Raw genomic sequence first — 17,933 nt, 5'->3', positions numbered from 1 at the left:
ATCTGGAGACTGATTGAGTCAGTCCAAGTTAGCACAGAGCAAGCCTTGTTTATCCCCCGTCAGCGCCCTAGCAATACCGCGACTGTAAGAGCGATCGCTTTTCTCGCGACAAAACCGAACCTCGTTCGATATGGTGTGTTTTGCCCGACTCACTTCTCGCCAATGCCGTCGCAGAGAGTGCGATCGCTCTCAGGAGCGCTATTGTTGAGATAATTCCCCACTTCCTGACACGCTTGCTCCACAAGCTCCTCAAGTCTTTTGTGTGACTGACTTATCCATTGATTCAGATTCAAGTACCACACAGTTACCTTGTTGTCAGCAGTGGCAATAGCGAGTATCTTGCCGTCGGGGCTAAAACTTAGATCGGCGATCGAGCTGTTTAGTTTAAGAGTAGCGAGTTCTTTGCCTTCTTGACTCCAGAGTTGGACCCTATTGTTGCCGACGGCGGCAGCAATTGTCTTGTTGTCAGGACTGAATTTCACATTGTAGCCTCGAACGTTACTCACCGTTAGCAGGTTTCGGGGTTCCTGACCTTCAAGTTTCCAGAATTTAACTGTACTGCTGTCCCCATTCCCACGGAAGGTAGCAATCAACTTGCTGTCGAGGCTAAATTGCAGATGATCGATCTTCTCGTTAGCAGGCAAGAGTTGAATCGGCTTCCCATCAACGCTCCAAAACTTGACCGTGCTGTTGCTTTCGCTCGGCGGCTCAGTGGCAATTAACCTGCCATCAGGACTCACTTCTAAACTATCGAACTGCTCTTTGACGGTAAAGTGCTTTAGTGGCTTCCCGTCAGTGCTCCAGAGCTTGACTGTGCTGTTGTCCCCATCCTTACGATAGGTGGCAACTAGCTCACTGTCAGAGTCGCTAAAGCTCACGTCATTGAACGTCTCGTTAGGGAGAAAGCGTTTGAGCTGATTCCCCTCAAGGCTCCAAAGCTTATAAGTTCTGTTGTTCCCACTCCAACTAAAGGTGACAATTAGCTTGCCATTAGGGCTGAAATAGGAGTAATCGAACGTCTCGTTAGGGAGCAAACGTTTGAGTTGCTTCCCCTCAACGCTCCAAAGTTTACCTGTTTTGTTACCTCCCGAACTATAGGTGCTAATCAGCTTACTATCAGACCCCAATATCAAGGAATCAAACTTCTCGTTAGGGAGTAAGGGTTTGAGTTGTTTCCCCTCAATGCTGCGGAGATTGATTATCCTGTTGTTCCCACTGCCACTATAAGTGGCAATTAGTTTGCCATCGGGGCTAAAGCTGACATCATAAACTGGAGTATCAGCATCACTCAGAACTCTGCGTTCTCTGCTATCAAAACTCCACAGTTTGACTGTGTTGTCCAAACTCAACGTTGCGATAAGCCCTTTGGGCATAGCTGCGCTTACCGCATCGCCTTCTGAGCTAAAGTGAACCCTATCCACTGAAGTACCTGAATGAAGGGTTTGAAGTTCATCTCCATTTTGGTTCCAGAGTTGGACAGTATTATCTTGATTAGCAGTAGCAATTATCTTGCTGTCAGGACTGAACCAGACTTTCCGGTTCTCAGCGTTACGAGATAAGATTTTGGGTTCTTTACTATTAAGGTTCCAGAGTTTGACCGTCTTGTTGTCCCTATCCCCACTGACGGTTGCTATCAACTTACTGTCGGGGCTGAATTCTAAGTAATTGAACGTCTCATTAGGGAGCAAAGGTTTGAGCTGTTTCCCCGCAACGCTCCAAAGTTTGCCCACCCGGTTGGGAAAATTCCCTCTATAGGTAGCAATCAGCTTGGTGTCACGGCTGAATTTCACGAAATCAAACTTCTCGTTAAAGAGCAAGCGTTTGAATTGCTTCCCCTCCATACTCCAGAGTTTGCCGCTGCCGTCTCCACTCGCACTATAAGTGGCAATCAACTTGCCGTTGCGGCTGAATATCAGGGAATCAAACTTCTCGCTAGAGGGGAAGGGATTGAAGCGATTGAGTTTCTCTCCATCAAGTTTCCAAAATTTGACAGTTGTATTTCCCTCATTGCCACTATTGAAGGTAACAATCAACTTGCCGTCGTCGCTGAATGTAAGATAGTTGAACTTCTCGCCAGAGGGGAAGGGATTGAAGCGATTGAATTTCTCTCCATCAAGTTTCCAGAGCTTGACTGTGCTGTTGTTGAAGTCCCCGCTATAGGTAGCAATCAGCTTACCGTCAGGACTAAACTCCACGAACGAAACTGCCTGCTCTGGCACACGTCCAAGTTCTTTGCGGTCCTTGTTCCAAAGCTTAACTGTCTTATCCTCGCTGAGAGTGGCAATTGTCTTACCATCGTCGGGACTGAAAAAGATGTCTGTAACCTCTCCCTTGTGAGGAAGGGTTTTGAAAGTCTTACCTTGGAAATTCCAAAGTTTAACTTCCCCATTTTTACTGACAGTAGCAATTGTTTCATTGTCTGGGCTGACACTGACAGTAGTATTGTCTTCTCCCAGACGGTTAAATTCTTTGCGATCGTTAAGTGCTGCCCGTAACGCTTTCTCTACCCGCTCCCATAAGTCCAATTCTCTTTTATCGGGCTGCTCTGACAGTTGCGTTCCTGCTCTAATGCCTTCAATCAGAGCATCAAACTCTTGATTTGAGGCAATGAGAGCTTCTGAGTATCGAGTCAAGGCATAGACTTGGCCTTTCAAAAGTTGTTTTGCTTCCTTCTCTTGCCGATACGCCTGCCAACCTAAGCCTGCAACGGCTACGAGTGCCACACTCATTACACCCAGCAGCGACCTTAAGATAATAACCTGACGTTTTTCTTTCTTGAGTGCGATTGCGATCGCATTTCCACTTTCAAGAATGTATTCCTTCTGCAAAGGAGTTGTGGCGGGTTGTTTCTTTTGTTGCTCCGCTTGCTGCAACCAGTTTTGAGCGATCGCAAATTCACTGCCCCGCAATAGCAAATCAGCACTTTTACCTTTGGAGTCCCATTCAATTGCTCTTTGCAACCATTTCGTATGACTATGAACGTGTTCCCGATCTGTATCGAGAGTTCTCACCAATTGATTGAAATTGGCATTAAAATCCCGCTCATTCTGATTAAAATCAATCCACTGAACCTTCCTTAAGTGCGGATGCAGCTCATCTGAATTCACCTGCCGATGCAGCACCGTCACAAACCGCTTATTCAACTGCGCTGCATACTGCACCTCTTCAGCACAATAGGGCGAATTCACAGAACGGGGCGAGAGAATAAACAAAAAGTTATCGCAAGCATTAATTCCCTGTTTAATCTCCTGGGCAAAATCCGCCCCCGATGCAATACTTTCTTGGTCAAACCACGTCGTTTTCCCCTGAAGTTGCAGTTCATCATTCAGCTTCCGGGCAAAGTCCGCATCCGCACGAGAATAAGAAATAAATACATCCAATGATATTGCAGGCGGTTGCCGCAAACTTTCACCAATAAATTCTTCAATTAACGGTATCGGCGGATGCTGAGTTCTCTTATTTGCCACCTTCAACCAAGACTGGGCACTCCGCAGGTTATACCCTCGCAACAGAATACTCGGATTCTCGTGTTGCCGCTTCCACTTCAGCGCTTTGGTCAGCAAAACTTTATGCTCGTTATAGTAAGCCTCATCCTGCCGCAAAATCCTCAACAGTTGGCTTTCATCAAGATGATAATCTTCTTCCAAAACATTGTCCGTCAGGTCAATATAGTGCAAATTCTGAAGTACATTCGGTATCGATTCTGATGATATTTTTCGCACTAAAACTGGTATAATCCGTTTATTCAGCGATAAAGCATAATCTAATTCTTTCCGAGCAAAATAAGACTTTACCGAGTCAGGCGAAAGCAAATAAACCACATTATCCGCCTGTTCAATCCCCCGCTTCATCGCCTCCTCAAATGCTTCCCCCGTTTGAATATCGGTTGTATTCGTCCAAACCGTAATACTTTCCCGCCTCAAACTGTTGCGAATCTTCTCCATCGTCGCCCTATCCTCATCGGCATAGGAGATAAACACCTGAGTCATCAAGTTGTTAGCATTCTTGATACTTTCGGTAATGTATTCGCAATGCAAGTCAGTGGGAAGACAAGGGGGTTGCTCATCTTTAAATCGTATCTTCAACCAAGCTTCTGCCTGTTGTTTTTCTTCACCAATTAACAAGCAGTTTGTTTGTTTTTGATGCCTCTCCCACTCCAACGCCTTGGCTAAGAACCGCGTATGCTGTTCCACATAATCAGCATTCCTACGGAGCAAATCAATTAAGCCGGCAAAAGACTTCTCAAAATCATCAATTCCCTCTCGAAAATACACCCAGTTAATCTTGCCAATCGTCGGATGCATATTCTGAAAAACCGTATGTTTCCCTTTCGCTTTATATGCTTCCCACTCTTCATCTGTACCAAGGGGGAATCTCTGCTGCCAGGTTTCCCGACTAATTTGCTCGACGTGCAATAAGGGAATAATCCGTTTATTACGCTTAATCGCTAACTCAATTTCTTTCAGGCAATAGGGTGAATTCACCGAATGCGGTGCAATAATAAACAGAAAATTCTGTGCCTTCTCAATCCCATCATCAATCTGATTTTGGAAATCTACCCCAAGAGGGATGTCGTTCTGGTCAAACCAAATCTTAAGCCCAACTTTGAGCAATTGCTCATAAAGTGTTCTTCCGAAAGCTAGGCTATCTGCTCGTCCGTAGGAAATGAAAGCATCGAACAAATTATTCATTTTGATGCACCTGCACTTTTTTAAGTGAACAGCGTCTTGGCACTCGTTGGTGAAATCTAAGCTTTATTCCAACAGTATGTAGTAAAGGTAGTCAGGAGCCCAGGCTGCTAAGTAGGTTGGCATTAATATTTGTCATTGAGGCAAGGCGGAAGGAAAAAGGCAGTTCGCGCCGCGTTCTCCACAGGAGTAAGCAGAAGGGAAGAGAGTTTTAAACTCTTAACATTTATTAACATGTTGGCGTTTATTTGTACCTAATCCTAATATCTATGAACTTACATCTGATTGAAGTATTCCTTCCTGATGAAGACGCCCATAAAGTACCATAATTACTCCAAGACTATTCCTTAATAGAGATTTGGCAGACTCAGTTATGCAATTATCAAAATCTCGCGTCGGGCTGTAAGAATTGGTGCTGTTGGTATCTCTATTGCTTTGTCTTTGTCTGTCGTAATCGGATATTTTTTCACAGTCAACCCAAAGATTCCTGAAATTGCCTCCAGGACAAGAGTGAGTGGCTCAGACCTTATCCTGGCTTTCGCTTCAGGCATGGCAGGCGCACTCTCACTCACACCCGGAGTCACGAACGCCATTGTGGGAGTTATGGTAGCAGTGACTTTACTCCCGCCTTTGGTGACATTCGGACTGTGGATTGGCTCAGGTCATTGGCAAGTCGCTGTAGGGTCAATGTTGTTATTACTAACTAACTTGATCTGCCTGAATTTAGCAGGATTGATTACGTTTTTCAGTATGCTGATAGCGATCGCCCTTGTTTAATGCAACCCCCCAACATACTGATTTTGCTGAATGTACTGGAGGATGCCATTGGCGATCGCTTGTGCCATTTGGTTCTCGTATGCAGCGGTGCCGAGTCTGGGTGCATCTTCAACACCTGTGACAAAACCCACTTCGACTAAAACTGCCGGCATGGGATTATTCCTGAGGACGTAAAATCTTGCTCGTCGTACTCTGCGATCTTTAATATCAAGACTTTGCAAAATACTGTTGTGGATGGTTTGAGCGAGACGCTCACCGCGATCAAAATAATAGGTTTCCAATCCATTGACATCTGGACGATTATCGATGGAATTGGCGTGAATGCTGACAAATAAGTCAGCATTCTGCCGTTTCGCCATTTCCACCCTCGGAGCCAAGTCTACGAAATAATCACTTGATCGCGTCAAAATAGCGTGGATACCCTGTTGCTCCAAAATCGCGGCGACTCGTTGTGAGATCGGCAGGATAACATCTTTCTCTTGTATCCCACCCAATCCAATCGCTCCAGAATCTTTACCCCCATGCCCCGGATCAATCATCACGACTAATCGCCCCCGAGGAACCTGGGGATAGTTGACGGTGGGACGACTTACCGCCGGCGACGGTACAGGAATCTCTAGCGGTGGGGAAATTGAATTGGGTAATTGAGCTACCGGTTGTGGTATCGGTAATTGCACCATCCATTGATTAGAAGAAATTCCCCGAAATTGCACGCGTTGAGGGTTGAGAGTGTAACCCGGATTGAGTTCAACCACCAAACGTGTTGTATTGTTGTCAACCTGTCCGACTCGCACCGAGCGAATTGCCCCTCCGACTAGCTGATCGACTGTTGAGCGTTCCATCATAATACCGGGCAAATCAATCACCAGACGTGTGGGATTGCTAATGAGTTGTGCCTTGGGTTGAACCCCTTCGTCTGTGATAAAGGTCAATCGATTCTGATTGGCTTCAAAACGCCAATTGAGCAGTTGACGCGCATAAGCCGGAGAGGAGAGCAGAAAAAAGCCCAAAAAACTGGGCAATAACCAGTGAAATTTCACAATTAAAGTGCCTTAGATCAGTGTGTGTTAAGGAGCCGATCAACCCATGGAAGAATTTTGGATTGCCGAATCAGGATTTTCTCACATAAGTAAGAATTGGGAACCACAGAGCGTCGCCAAGCGAATTGCTAATGTGTACTAATCCCAAATGACGATTTACAATTGTCCAATCACTGAAGGTTTTGGGCTGGAGTGAATACCAAAGCCTCCAAAACTTAACATCCTGGTCTCAGCGATCGCCCTGTCAGTAGAAAATGCCCTTTGTGGGTCAAACACCCAGTATTGTTTTTCTTCAAGATAAACGCAGCCAAATCGGGTAAGATAAAGCGTTTAATCGACTATGCCTCTCAATAGAAAAACATCAATCGTTCCCCATCAAGGTAACCAGTAAGGGTGAAAACCCCGTAAAGGTAGCTCTTGATAGGGAACAGAGCTAGTCTTGGATTGTGGTGTTTTGTTGACCAGAGGCAGCAATAAGAGGCGACTTGTGGTAATCGCAGACCCAACCTCTGTGGTTAAATCCTCTGGTGAGGGCAGTGTTGTTTTCGTGACAACCTGATCAAACAGCAGGGACAAGCCATCGGGTGATACACTCATCTCCATCTGCGAGGGCTTGGACAGTACCAACAGTGGCTCAACTTTAAAGGTTTTTAAGTCAATTCCCATCAGGGATAGTTGTTGAGAGTATTCTTTCCCCTGTACTAACTGCATCATCAAGCAGTAGAGCTTTTTGGCAGTAGAGTCGAACTGACAATTGAGCAATTCGCCGTTCGTCTTCAGGAGTTCTTTCTGTTCACCCTGGTTTGTGACCAGAAACAGCGATTGTGTAAAATCGCTGTTCGATTTTAGCATCGCGGCTCGGACGCCATCGCTGGAAAAACTGAGTACCTTATCAAACTTCGGGAGAAAATCCAGGGGTTTTGCCTGAGGTGTCAGGGGTAATATCGCTACCCCCTCTCCTTGGGAATTGGCGATCGCGGCACTATCCGGTGTAATCAAAAAGTCCCCTCCAGGCTGTTTGAGCAGGGGTTGCCAAGGCACATCGGGTCGCAGTACCCAGAGTCCAGAGTCCTCGATATGACGCCGATTCACCCGAAAGACGACAATTATTTGTCCATTGGGGGACAGGTCAAATTTGAGATTTTGATAGTCTAAGTTATCTATAACTGGGTGGATGTTGCCAGCTTTTGGGGTTGAGTTGGGTTGGCTTGCAGACATCCCAGACAACCCCGTGGTGACGGTGTAAAGTTGTTGTTCAAACAATCCGGGGCCATAATTCGACCAGTCGCTAGCCGCAAATAAAATGCGATCGCCGGTTGGGTAAGGTTTAAAGTCTGTCACAACCCAGTTTTTGGGGGTGAGCGGTGTTTTTTGTTGACGGGTGAGATTGTAGAGAATTAACCGTCCCTTTTCGTCTCCCTCGACACCCAAGTAGGCAAAAGCGCGATCGCGGGTGCGAAATTGACCAACAAACGGCTGCATCCGATTCCCAGCTTCCCCCATGATCTGCTGAGCCTTCTGCAATTCCACTTGATAGGCTGTTCCATAGGGCGCTGGATTGGATAAAGTATAGACCAACCGCCGTCCAGCCCAACTCAACAATCCTGGTAGGGGTGGCTCAATATGCAGGTTGGCTTCCACACTGGCATGATCCATGGGACGGTTGAAGGTGAGGACGAAAAAGGTATCTGCCACCCCAACTTGTTGGTTTTGCCAGCTAAACTCCCGCACATAAGGTCGAGTGCGATCGCCCCCCCACAACACCAAGCCAATTAGCAAACTCAGCACTAGCATAAGGGTGATTGCAGTGCGATCGATTGGCTCCAAGAATTTTGAGGGTTGAGTTGGCCTGGACACTCTCACACTTCAGTACACTGTCCAACGATTATGCTACATCAAACGCTTCATGGGGCTTGGGCATTCAATGGATGGCTTTATAGCCGTTTAATCAGACCTTGTGATATCACTGGGATAAATGATGGCGGTTTACAGCACAGTGCTATGGAAGAACCAACTCAACAGCCAAGCGACAACTCCATCCGTCAAGCTGACTCCATTGAGACAGAAACAGAATTAGATGCAGCTATCTTAGCCGCCCTTGAAAGAGCGAATGAAGCTCACAGTGTAGAGTCGTTTGATAACGATTCAGATGACTACATTGATGCGGGTTTTGACATGGTTCTTATAGATCCGTTAGATCCGTCACAGATGATAGGGTGGTCCGATGATGAGCATGAAGCTTTATCTGGACCAGTCCCGATTTCTCCGTCACTAGAAGACGAAATGCTGTCTCAGGTTAATGCTGAGGCTGGTCATTCTATATTGCTGGGTATGTTCATAGATCCGTCGTCTGAGGAGTGTAAGGCTCAAGATCTGTCTTTGCAAGTTCCGATCGCTCCACCCGTAGAAGAAGTCAAGTTGCCTCAGCCTCAATCCAACGATGCAGTTCTGGGGGGACAAAACCCAACATTGGCGAGTAGTGTGGTTTTGGGAGGACTCGAAGGTGTGAAGCGGCGCTTGGTAAGTACGGAGGTTGAGTCAAAAATCGTTGCCCTCAAAGAGGCTTTGAAGTATGGTCAAGCCGGCATAGACTTGGTGATTCAAGCTCTCAAGAATGAGTCGCAATCCATAGCTCAAGCGGTCTATTGGCAGCTTCGGGCTTCTTCAGAGCCGTTAGCGCAGCAGGCATTACAAGAATATAATCCATATCAATTTTTGCAGTGTATTTTCTCTGGACATTTAGGGTGGAATGGAACAAATCCTGTTACGATTAGCCCGGATAGTCAAACTTTAATCTGTGGCAGTATACGTGAGGGATTCATACTATGGAATCTGTACACGGGTAAACGACAGCCTACTCTGAGAATAGGTTCTGACTCTATTTCGTGCATCGCTGTTAGCCCAGATGGTCTGACCTTAATTACTGGCGATTGGAACGGAATCATTGCTCTGTGGAAATTGCCAACTGGCGAACAGAAAAGCACCCTTTATAGGTCTTCAGGAACGATCAAGTCTGTCGCCATCAGTTCAGATGGTCACACCTTCGTTAGTGGTAGTGAGAACGGAACCCTCAGAGTGTGGAATCTGCACAATGGCGAGGAGGTGAACACCCTCAAAGCACATTCCAGCGGCATCAATTCCGTTGTCATCAGCCCAGATGGTCTTACCTTGGTCAGTTGTGGTTTGGGGCGAACAACGAACTTCAGAGAAGATCGAACCATCAAAGTGTGGAATCTGCACACTGGCAAGCTGGTAAACATTCTCCAAGGGCATTCAAGCGTTGTTGATTCCCTTGCCATCAGTCCAGATAGCCAGACTTTAGTCAGTGGGAGTCAGGACGGAGCCATTAATTTCTGGAATCTACACACTGGCAAACAACTCCACACCCTTAGGGGGCATTCAAAATGTGTGAGTTCTGTTGTTATCAGTCGGGATGGTCAAACCTTAGTTAGTGCAAGTTATGACGGAACTATCAAATTTTGGAATCTGAGTGATGGCAAACATCTGCACACCCTGGAAGAGCCTTCAGAGATCAGTTCCATCGCTATCAGCCCGGATGGTCAAACCTTAGTGAGTACGAGTGATGACGGAACTATCAAAGTATGGAGATAGCGGTAGTAGTTTCGCCAATCAGAATGAGGTGGGAAGTATGAAACCAATTATCCCGACGAATGCCTCGCCACTCTGCCCCAGCACGACTCACCCCGAACAGGGAGAAAGCGTTGTATTTGGTGTGGTGGGCGGTACTGTAGAGTCACCACGGCTTGCCTATCTCCGGGAACCTCAACCAGTGACGGATGAGCTATTGGCTGTATCCGGCTCAGTTGCTCCCACGGAGGTTTTTCGGTTTGCCGCTCCTTGTGCGGGTAGTGGCTGTCGGCATTTTGATGGTACGGATTGCCGTCTTGCCCAGCGGATTGTTAGTATGCTGCCAACGGTTGTAGATATACTGCCAGTCTGTCCACTACGCTCTAGCTGTCGATGGTGGCAGCAAGAAGGGAAAGCCGCCTGTCTACGCTGTCCGCAAGTTGTGACTAAAACTTACCACCCTTCTGAACAACTGCGCCAAGTAGCAACTCCGACTAAGAATGATTAGAAATGAAGCTAGAGCGCCTCATATCGGGACTCATAATCGTCACTGCAACTCCCAAGCAACTTCCTTGCTCAGCGAGGCTGAATACTGCAAGCCTCTGCCAATTTTGTCCCGCAGATTTTGCAGAACTGAGCATCTTTATCATGGGACGGCAAGCCACAACCTGAACACAATTTCTCGACTTGGTTAGCCGTTTTTAGTAATTGCTTAATCAAATCCCCCAGCTGCCAAGGAATCAGAGCAATCCCAGTCAAAATCATTAAGACGGTCAGTAATCGACCACCTTCGGAAACCGGAGTAACATCCCCAAACCCAACCGTTGTCATCGTTACGACTGAGAAATAGAACGCATCCAAAAATGTTTTGAACGCCTCAGCATTGGCTCGATGCTCAACTTGATAAATCAGTCCAGAGTAAATAAAAATTATTGTAAATAAAGTAAATATTATTCTGGCAAAAATTATGCCATCCTCAGAGTTTATCCGTAAAAAATAAATCTTGAAATTGATAAACCGAATTAATCGCAGAATTCGGAACCATCTAAACATCCTAATAAATTGGATATTTGTTAGCCTTAAAATAAAGGGCGTTATGGCAACCAAATCAAGCAGAGAAAAGGGAGTAAAAAAGAATTTTATTTTCTCGTCAGCACACCAAAAACGAATTATATATTCTGTAACAAAAATGAGGCCAATTAACCTATCAAGAGTATCAATTATATTGCGAGCTGAATCAGGAATGGGGTAGGTTTGAGCCACGAAAATTGCTGAAGACAGCAGAATTAGCCCCAAGATAAACAAATTAACGGCTCTACCTATTGGCGTTTCAATGTCTTCTAGGTAATAAGCGATCCTTCGTCGCAGCGGTATCGTAGAAAACTTTAAATCAGATTCCATGACTCTTACCAATCACCCAATGACGGCGGAAGAAACGCGATAGTGCTGACTCTTCTAAGGATAAATAAATAGGGCGTCCGTGGGGACAAGTGCGAGGATTACGAGAGCGTGTCCATTGGTCTAACAAGGTCTGCATTTCGGATAAGCTCAAAGGGGTACCATTGCGAATGGCACTACGACAAGCCGTTGCGACTTGAGCCGTTTGCAGATCTCCCCCTAAACTGAGTTCTAATAGAGCCAATGCACAATCCTCTCGTTTTGTCAATAATTCGGGTGCCTTCCGTACCGCCCATAGCTGCTCACCAAAGGGTTCTACCTCTAACCCTAACCGTTGAAGTTGCTCGACTTGAGCGGGTGTCAAATGACTGAGAATGACGGGGGGTTCTAAAGGCACGAGTTGCCAGCGATCGCACAATTGCTCATACAAAACTCGCTCATGGGCAATATGTTGTTCCACCAGCCACATCCCCGTCGGATGCTCCGCCACAATATACCTATTGTGAACCTGAGCTACGGCTCGCAGTTCAATCAGGCCAATTTCATTAGATGTCTGCGTCTTTTCTGCCTTCTCCGATGCGGGTTGTACGGAACGACTCACGTTGTAGCCTGCTTTTTCTTCCGACACCTTGAGTAATGTTGTCACTCGCTGGGATTGGTTCGCTTCTGAAACATGGGTGGGACTAATGCGTAAGGCTTGCTCGATCGCACGGGAGACTTGTTCCTGCCAGTAGAAGAGGGAATGTAAGTAAATTTCCGCCTTAGCCGGATGGCGATTCCAGTCAATGAGGCTGGGGCAGACTTGCAGGTGGAGAAAACAAATCGGGTAGCGATCGCGTGGACAAGTTCGCGAAGTCGCGGCTAAAATTGTCTGTTCCAATTCAGGCGATCGCACCAGGCGTCTATTCGTCGCCACCTTTACCCAATCGGGGCGTTGCCGATGGCACCGATCCGGTAGCCCCAAAACGAGCTGAATCAACGAATTTTGAATTTTAGAGTCAGGCTTTTGCTCAGGTAAATCTCCCCCGCCGCCAGTCTCCGGCGTCGGGACTTCCACGCTGAGATACTGCAAGTCCGTCTGCCGTACCTGTCGCAAGATTTGGGGGAGAATATGTTGAGTTGTTGTACCGGCACTGAGGCAAAACCAGGGACGCTCATTTTGCTGCACTTGCCAGGTAACACGGGGATGGCACAGGGCAATTTGCTGAATCGTCGTTTGTATCGCTTTGAGTTGTTGTGCCACTGACGGTAAGCCCTTGCGGCGCACAGGCCAATTTCCGAATAAATTGGAGACAGTGACGACTGTACCAGGAGCGATCGCACAAGCTTCCACCTGCATCGGTTCACCTTGGGAGTTATACCTCACTCGCCAACCCTCAACATTCGGAGTCCGTCGGCTCAAAATCTCCAACTCGGCTAAAGCGACCAAACTATGCAACGCTTCCCCGCGAAATCCTAAACTCGTAATCTTCCACAGATCATCACTGGTACGGATTTTGCTGGTGCTATGGGCAGTAGCGGCTTGTTGCAAATCTCCCAAGTCCATGCCCATGCCATTATCTGCCACCCGTACCCGCCACTGCTCAGGCCACACCGAAACCGCGATCCGTGTTGCACCCGCATCAAGGGCATTTTCTACCAACTCTCGCACCACTGCCGCTAAAGAGTCAATCACCTCACCGGCGGCAATGAGATTTACCACCTCTTTGGGTAAGGCTCTAATACCAAAGCTCATAAATTCCTAGTCTAGCGGAGGCAGAAGACAGGCGATTGTGCCTCAACCTTTAGAGCTTATCTGAAAAGTGGGTTTTATGGCCTTTACGGTGGCGAGTTCAGCCAGAGTCTATTTGGATAGGTAAGATGATTCAGGGACTTTTCCAAACGCTGATTCACTGCGCTTACAGAATAGGAATTTATTTTGGAGATTCTATCGATGACCGCAAGTTACTGCAATAGGATGTATGCTTGCTTGGCTTCTTCTTTCTATAGTTATACGCCTCTTCGTCTGCCTCATTTCATCCAATTTGGCTAACCCTTCATAGAGTCCAATTTTGGGAGACCAACCATAAATTTCCCAGGCACGGCGGTTAGACAAGATACTCACACTAACATCACTAGAGCGAACCGGAATAAATTCTTTTTTAATGCTTCGACCAGAAACCTCTTCAACAGCCTGAACAATGTCCCGAACGCTATAACCTATGCCTGAAGAAATATTAACAATTGAAGACCCAGGCTTTTGAGCCGCCAGTATCAGTGCTTCTGTTACGTCATCGATATATAGATAGTCTCTGACGGCCTCACCGTTACCATAGAGTTTAAGTACCTGATTGGAGTAAGCACAATTCATGGCTACCGCAATAATTCCTTGGGCTTTCAAGGGATTTTGCCCAGCCCCAAAAGGATTCGAGATTCGCAGGATATTAACATCTAGCGTTGTTGAGCGGGCATAAAAATTAAGAAAATTTTCAATAGTTAGCTTACTCTGCCCGTATACTGATTTAGGAAAAAGAGTATGTTCTTCAGGAATAGGAAGGATTTGAGGTTCACCATAAACCGTACCTCCAGATGAAGTGTAAACGATTTTTTTTACACCATTAGCCATCGCATATTCAACCAGGCGAATAGTAGGCAATAAATTGCTTAAAGCATCATCAAGGCTACTGCCCATCGGTGAACTCGGACTCGTTGTTGAGATGAGATGAAAAACGACATCAATATCTTTTGTTGCATCCCGCAAGGACTCATTGTCTTGAAAATCACCGTAGACGATTTCGATTCGATCTAAAATATCTTCAACAAAAGAAAGAGAAGAACTGGGGCGAACGAGAATTCTCGGATATTCCCCCCTAGCCACTAAGGTTCTTACTAGGTTACCGCCAATAAAACCAGTTGCGCCTAAGATTAGTTTTCTCTGCATTTTTATCCCCTGATTATCTCGATACCCAAGCGAGTCTCGAAAACTATTATTGGTCTAATTTCTGAAATTTTCTAGCGTAACATTACTGAACTCTAATCCGTAATGTTCCAGTACTATTACGGAGCGCTAGTTTTTCATTAATGTTCCATATAAATGCATGGTAAGCATTTATAAACCGTTGGGACTGAAAAATCTCTCAAGCCCAAACAAGTAATGGAATAGATTTATTGCAAGAGTTCAGTAATGACAAGTGTAGAGGCGAAGCTTAAGGAAATACTGTAATGTCAGCAACTTTTTTGAATATTCATCGATTTATTTATGATACTTCCGTAACCAGTATCACGAGATTTTTAAAGGTTGTATAAAGTGTTCTCAATAAACAGAATTATTTTTTGGAAACGATTAAATTAGCAAAATCTTTGCTCCAAAGGCGTAAGTAACTAGAGACATTCCACGGGAACATGTTTAATTTTGCTATTCAACGGTAGAGTCACACGAAAGGTAGTGCCAACCCCTACTTCACTATTGACTGTAATCTTACCCGCGTGTAATTCTACTGATTTTTGCACAATGGCTAAACCAAGTCCTGTCCCAGGAATATCCCCCACATTTTTGGCTCGATGGAACGACTCAAACAGTTGTGCTTGGTCTTCTGGAGGAATACCAATTCCTTGGTCTTTAATTTCAAAGGTGATCTCTTCATTTTCCTGATCACAGGAGCCGCTAAAAAAGATGGTACTACCTGAGGGTGAATATTTAATTGCATTTGACAGTAAATTAGTCAAAATGTGCAACAGGAGCTTTTCATCCATGTAAGCATTCTTGCATGGCCCTGAGTAGACCCAGGAAATCTTATGCTTTTCTCCAATGCCGAGTTGCAATTCTTCCACTAGATCGCTACACAGATTGTTCAAAACTAGGGAGGTAGGATTAAACTGTAGTTTTCCTGCTTCGGCTTTACTGTAAAGCAAAACATCATCTAAGAGTCCTGTCATCCGTCTGACGGCAGATTCAATCCGATGATAATGTTTGAGCTTTTTCTCTTCAGCCCAGATATTACCGTAATGTTGCAGTAATTCAGCCGAAGAAAAGATTGCCGTTAGGGGCGTCCGGAACTCATGGCTTGCCATCGAAACAAAGTCGGATTTGAGTTCTCGGAGTTCTCTTTCCCGTTCGAGGGCTTTCATCATCTGAGCTTCTACACGTTTGCGATCACTAATATCTCGACCGATATAAACGAAGTTTTGTAATCCTTCAACTTCTGTCTGAATCGCTGAGCAGGAAAAAGATATCCAAATTTGTTCGCCCGTTTTAGTTTGACAAACTACTTCCACATCTTTGATAAATTCACCTTGATTTGAAGAGGAAAACTTTTTTGTATACTCTAAGAATTTTTCATGGGAAATTAACTTTGAGATTGGCTGGTCAATTAACTCGTCCTGGCTGTAGCCAAATAAATCTTGAGCAAATGGATTGACAGTTTTAATAATTCCTGATGCTGTTGTTACTAATAAAGCATCAGCCATGGAGTTAATAATTTTATCAATATAATTTTTTGAAGCGGTCAAAGAACTGACTAAGAGATTGGCTTCGTTGGTTCTTTGCGCCAAAGTCTGCTGTAAAATCATCCTTTCTGTAGCATCTTCAAGTAAGACAATGAGATGATTTTCCAATGTCTCTTGATTAGAGTACTCACTGATATATAAATCTAAGTAAAAAGGAAATTTTTGGTCATTTTTTCGAGCAATTCCTTTCAATTCAAAATTGCTCTGTCGTCCTTCTAGGATATCACTGAGAATTTCTTCAGTTCCTAGTAGTTCCGGGAAAGACACGCGGGCATCTTTTCCCAATTTCAACGTTTCTGCACAATCGGCAAAACATTGCGCGCCATAGGATGCCTCTAAAATCACCAACTTTCGTGTCAGTATCAGGTACTCATAACGGGGCGCTAAAATTTTAGTTAAAAGAAGGTTCATACGGATTCTAGACTTTTTTCAGCTAATTTTTGGAATATTTCGTCTACGGATATGCCTGTCTTTGCTGAAGTTTGGTAGATTGCTACCACTTGTTCGCAATCATGCACGGGAACTAATTGAGTGAGTTTGGCTAGTTTTTCTTCATCAATTAAATCTGATTTATTTAAAGCAACTACAATTGTTCCTTTGGGATTAATGGATGAAAAGAGTTGAACATGCTCTAAAAGCCGTTCTACGGTTTCAATGCGGCTGACATCGGCAACAACAACAGCTCCACTGGCTCCCTGTAGGTAACTGGGGGTAATACCCTTGAACTTAGTGTGACCTTCTAAGTCCCAGATTAACAACTGTAAATTCACGGATTCCACAAGTTTCCGAGAGATCTTGACTCCCACCGTGGAAAGATACTGATCGCTGAACTGGCGATCGACAAATCGACGAATCAAGCTCGTCTTGCCGACTCCGAAGTCACCCACCATGCAAATTTTCTTGGAGATAGTTGCCATGTAAATAGTTACTAATTGTTAATTTTTCAGTCTACAGCTCTCTTTTAACCTCCCGATAACGCTTATGCAAGGGGGGAGTGGGGCATAGGGGCGCTGCCTCCTCACTAAAGCTGCGGGTGCCCACCCGGAGAGTGGGAGGATGGGAAAGGGAAAGGATTGTTTAGACGATTAAAAAAGGGGTTTACAAGTCGGATGTGGTCTGATGGCGTTCACCCAATATGGTCTTAGAGTGCCCACGCTGGCTACGCTAACGTCCAAGCGTGGCGCAGCAATGTCCCAGGAGTAGTGAGACAACATCCCAGCAGGAATAGACCATCATCATTCTGTTTCCCTGTCCTGTGTGAACGACACTGCGGGTTCTTCTTGGGAGTATGCTCCGCATCGCTATCATGAAGACTCTGGTTTCCCTCCCCCCCTTTTCTGCCGTTAGAGAAGTCTTCTAGGCCAAGGGAAGTTTGAAAGGAGGAAAAGCCATTGTCGCAGGATTCTAAAATTTTGTAAGCAATTTGGAGAAAAATGTCGTCAACGTATAAGCCCGTCTTGGCTGAAGTTGGATAGATTCCTGATACGACTTGCTCCAGATTTTGAAGCTGAATGAGTTCTGCCAGTTGTTCCTGTTCAATTAAATCGCATTTATTTAAGGCGACTATAATAAAACCTTTGGGATTGATGGCTAAAAAAAGCTGAATATGTTCTGCTAGCCGCTCAATCGTTTCTGGACGGGTGAGGTCGGCAACGACAACAGCACCGCTACTTCCTCTTAAGTAAGTGGGAGCGATCGCCTTAAAATTAGGATGCCCTGTGATGCTCCAGATCAGCAACTGTATATTCAGTTGGTGCGAAGAATTGACTCCTTGCAATTGAAGCGTTTTCCGGGAAATTTGTACTCCCACCGTGGAAAGATATTCTTCACTGAACTGGCGTTCGACAAAGCGACAAATTAGACTATTTTTGCCGACTTCCGACTCACCAATGATGCAGATTTTCTTAGAGATCAGTGACATGATAATCGATCGTCGTTGCTCAGTACTGATTCCTCA

At 45.4% G+C, this 17,933-nt stretch carries 11 protein-coding genes and 1 pseudogene; 3 read left to right on the top strand and 9 right to left on the bottom strand.

Annotation, left to right across the window (positions count from 1 at the left end; all coding sequences use genetic code 11):
• Positions 1 to 149 precede the first annotated feature (149 nt).
• Positions 150 to 4,691: a TIR domain-containing protein gene (locus NDI48_20255; GenBank protein ID MEP0833502.1), complete on the bottom strand. Its 4,542-nt coding sequence runs from the start codon at positions 4,689 to 4,691 to the stop codon at positions 150 to 152.
• Positions 4,692 to 5,129: 438 nt separating this feature from the next.
• On the opposite strand from NDI48_20255, the gene NDI48_20250 reads away from it, so the two are divergent.
• Positions 5,130 to 5,465 (top strand): DUF389 domain-containing protein, encoded by a 336-nt coding sequence (locus NDI48_20250; GenBank protein MEP0833501.1) that lies wholly within the window; start codon positions 5,130 to 5,132, stop codon positions 5,463 to 5,465.
• On the opposite strand, the gene NDI48_20245 is transcribed toward NDI48_20250, so the two are convergent.
• Positions 5,462 to 6,505, bottom strand: a complete 1,044-nt coding sequence (locus tag NDI48_20245) for an N-acetylmuramoyl-L-alanine amidase (protein MEP0833500.1) — start codon at positions 6,503 to 6,505, stop codon at positions 5,462 to 5,464. The genes NDI48_20250 and NDI48_20245 overlap by 4 nt on opposite strands.
• A 375-nt stretch (positions 6,506 to 6,880) precedes the next feature.
• Entirely contained in the window at positions 6,881 to 8,299 is a 1,419-nt protein-coding gene (locus tag NDI48_20240) for an Ig-like domain-containing protein (GenBank protein MEP0833499.1), read from the bottom strand.
• A gap of 93 nt (positions 8,300 to 8,392) precedes the next feature.
• Between NDI48_20240 and NDI48_20235 the strand changes: the two genes are divergently transcribed.
• Positions 8,393 to 10,117 (top strand): WD40 repeat domain-containing protein, encoded by a 1,725-nt coding sequence (locus tag NDI48_20235; protein ID MEP0833498.1) that lies wholly within the window; start codon positions 8,393 to 8,395, stop codon positions 10,115 to 10,117.
• The gene (locus NDI48_20230) at positions 10,089 to 10,601 is read left to right on the top strand and encodes a nitrogen fixation protein (GenBank protein ID MEP0833497.1); all 513 of its coding nucleotides are present in this window, start codon (positions 10,089 to 10,091) and stop codon (positions 10,599 to 10,601) included. Before NDI48_20235 ends, NDI48_20230 begins: the two co-directional genes overlap by 29 nt.
• Positions 10,602 to 10,669: 68 nt before the next feature.
• Here the strand turns inward: NDI48_20230 and NDI48_20225 are convergent, their stop codons facing one another.
• The 6 genes and pseudogenes from NDI48_20225 to NDI48_20200 all read right to left on the bottom strand — a co-directional run bounded on the left by NDI48_20225 (position 10,670) and on the right by NDI48_20200 (position 17,897).
• Positions 10,670 to 11,494, bottom strand: a complete 825-nt coding sequence (locus NDI48_20225) for an ion transporter (protein ID MEP0833496.1) — start codon at positions 11,492 to 11,494, stop codon at positions 10,670 to 10,672.
• Positions 11,484 to 13,226, bottom strand: coding sequence for a DNA mismatch repair endonuclease MutL (gene mutL / locus NDI48_20220; GenBank protein MEP0833495.1), 1,743 nt, complete (start codon positions 13,224 to 13,226; stop codon positions 11,484 to 11,486). Before mutL ends, NDI48_20225 begins: the two co-directional genes overlap by 11 nt.
• Before the next feature lie 192 nt (positions 13,227 to 13,418).
• Positions 13,419 to 14,411, bottom strand: a complete 993-nt coding sequence (locus NDI48_20215; protein MEP0833494.1) for an NAD-dependent epimerase/dehydratase family protein — start codon at positions 14,409 to 14,411, stop codon at positions 13,419 to 13,421.
• Between the two features lie 440 nt (positions 14,412 to 14,851).
• On the bottom strand, positions 14,852 to 16,387 hold the full coding sequence (locus NDI48_20210; GenBank protein ID MEP0833493.1) for a PAS domain-containing sensor histidine kinase: 1,536 nt from the start codon (positions 16,385 to 16,387) through the stop codon (positions 14,852 to 14,854).
• Complete coding sequence (locus tag NDI48_20205; protein ID MEP0833492.1) at positions 16,384 to 16,893, bottom strand: GTP-binding protein; 510 nt, start codon at positions 16,891 to 16,893, stop codon at positions 16,384 to 16,386. Before NDI48_20205 ends, NDI48_20210 begins: the two co-directional genes overlap by 4 nt.
• A 488-nt stretch (positions 16,894 to 17,381) precedes the next feature.
• Positions 17,382 to 17,897 (bottom strand): annotated as a pseudogene (locus tag NDI48_20200) (GTP-binding protein).
• Positions 17,898 to 17,933 lie beyond the last annotated feature (36 nt).

Origin of the sequence: Microcoleus sp. AS-A8, from assembly GCA_039962225.1 — a bacterium.
Classification (GTDB): Bacteria; Cyanobacteriota; Cyanobacteriia; order Cyanobacteriales; family Coleofasciculaceae; genus Allocoleopsis.
The sequence above is the reverse complement of the archived record's forward strand: the minus strand, read 5'-3'. Positions and strand labels throughout refer to the sequence as shown.

Excerpts from the sequence above, each read along its gene's own strand:
- NDI48_20255 (MEP0833502.1), bottom strand. The coding sequence starts at position 4,691 with ATGAATAATTTGTTCGATGCTTTCATTTCCTACGGACGAGCAGATAGC.
- NDI48_20240 (MEP0833499.1), bottom strand. The coding sequence starts at position 8,299 with ATGCTAGTGCTGAGTTTGCTAATTGGCTTGGTGTTGTGGGGGGGCGAT.
- NDI48_20235 (MEP0833498.1), top strand. The coding sequence starts at position 8,393 with ATGCTACATCAAACGCTTCATGGGGCTTGGGCATTCAATGGATGGCTT.
- NDI48_20230 (MEP0833497.1), top strand. The coding sequence starts at position 10,089 with ATGACGGAACTATCAAAGTATGGAGATAGCGGTAGTAGTTTCGCCAAT.
- NDI48_20225 (MEP0833496.1), bottom strand. The coding sequence starts at position 11,494 with ATGGAATCTGATTTAAAGTTTTCTACGATACCGCTGCGACGAAGGATC.
- mutL (MEP0833495.1), bottom strand. The coding sequence starts at position 13,226 with ATGAGCTTTGGTATTAGAGCCTTACCCAAAGAGGTGGTAAATCTCATT.
- NDI48_20215 (MEP0833494.1), bottom strand. The coding sequence starts at position 14,411 with ATGCAGAGAAAACTAATCTTAGGCGCAACTGGTTTTATTGGCGGTAAC.
- NDI48_20210 (MEP0833493.1), bottom strand. The coding sequence starts at position 16,387 with ATGAACCTTCTTTTAACTAAAATTTTAGCGCCCCGTTATGAGTACCTG.
- NDI48_20205 (MEP0833492.1), bottom strand. The coding sequence starts at position 16,893 with ATGGCAACTATCTCCAAGAAAATTTGCATGGTGGGTGACTTCGGAGTC.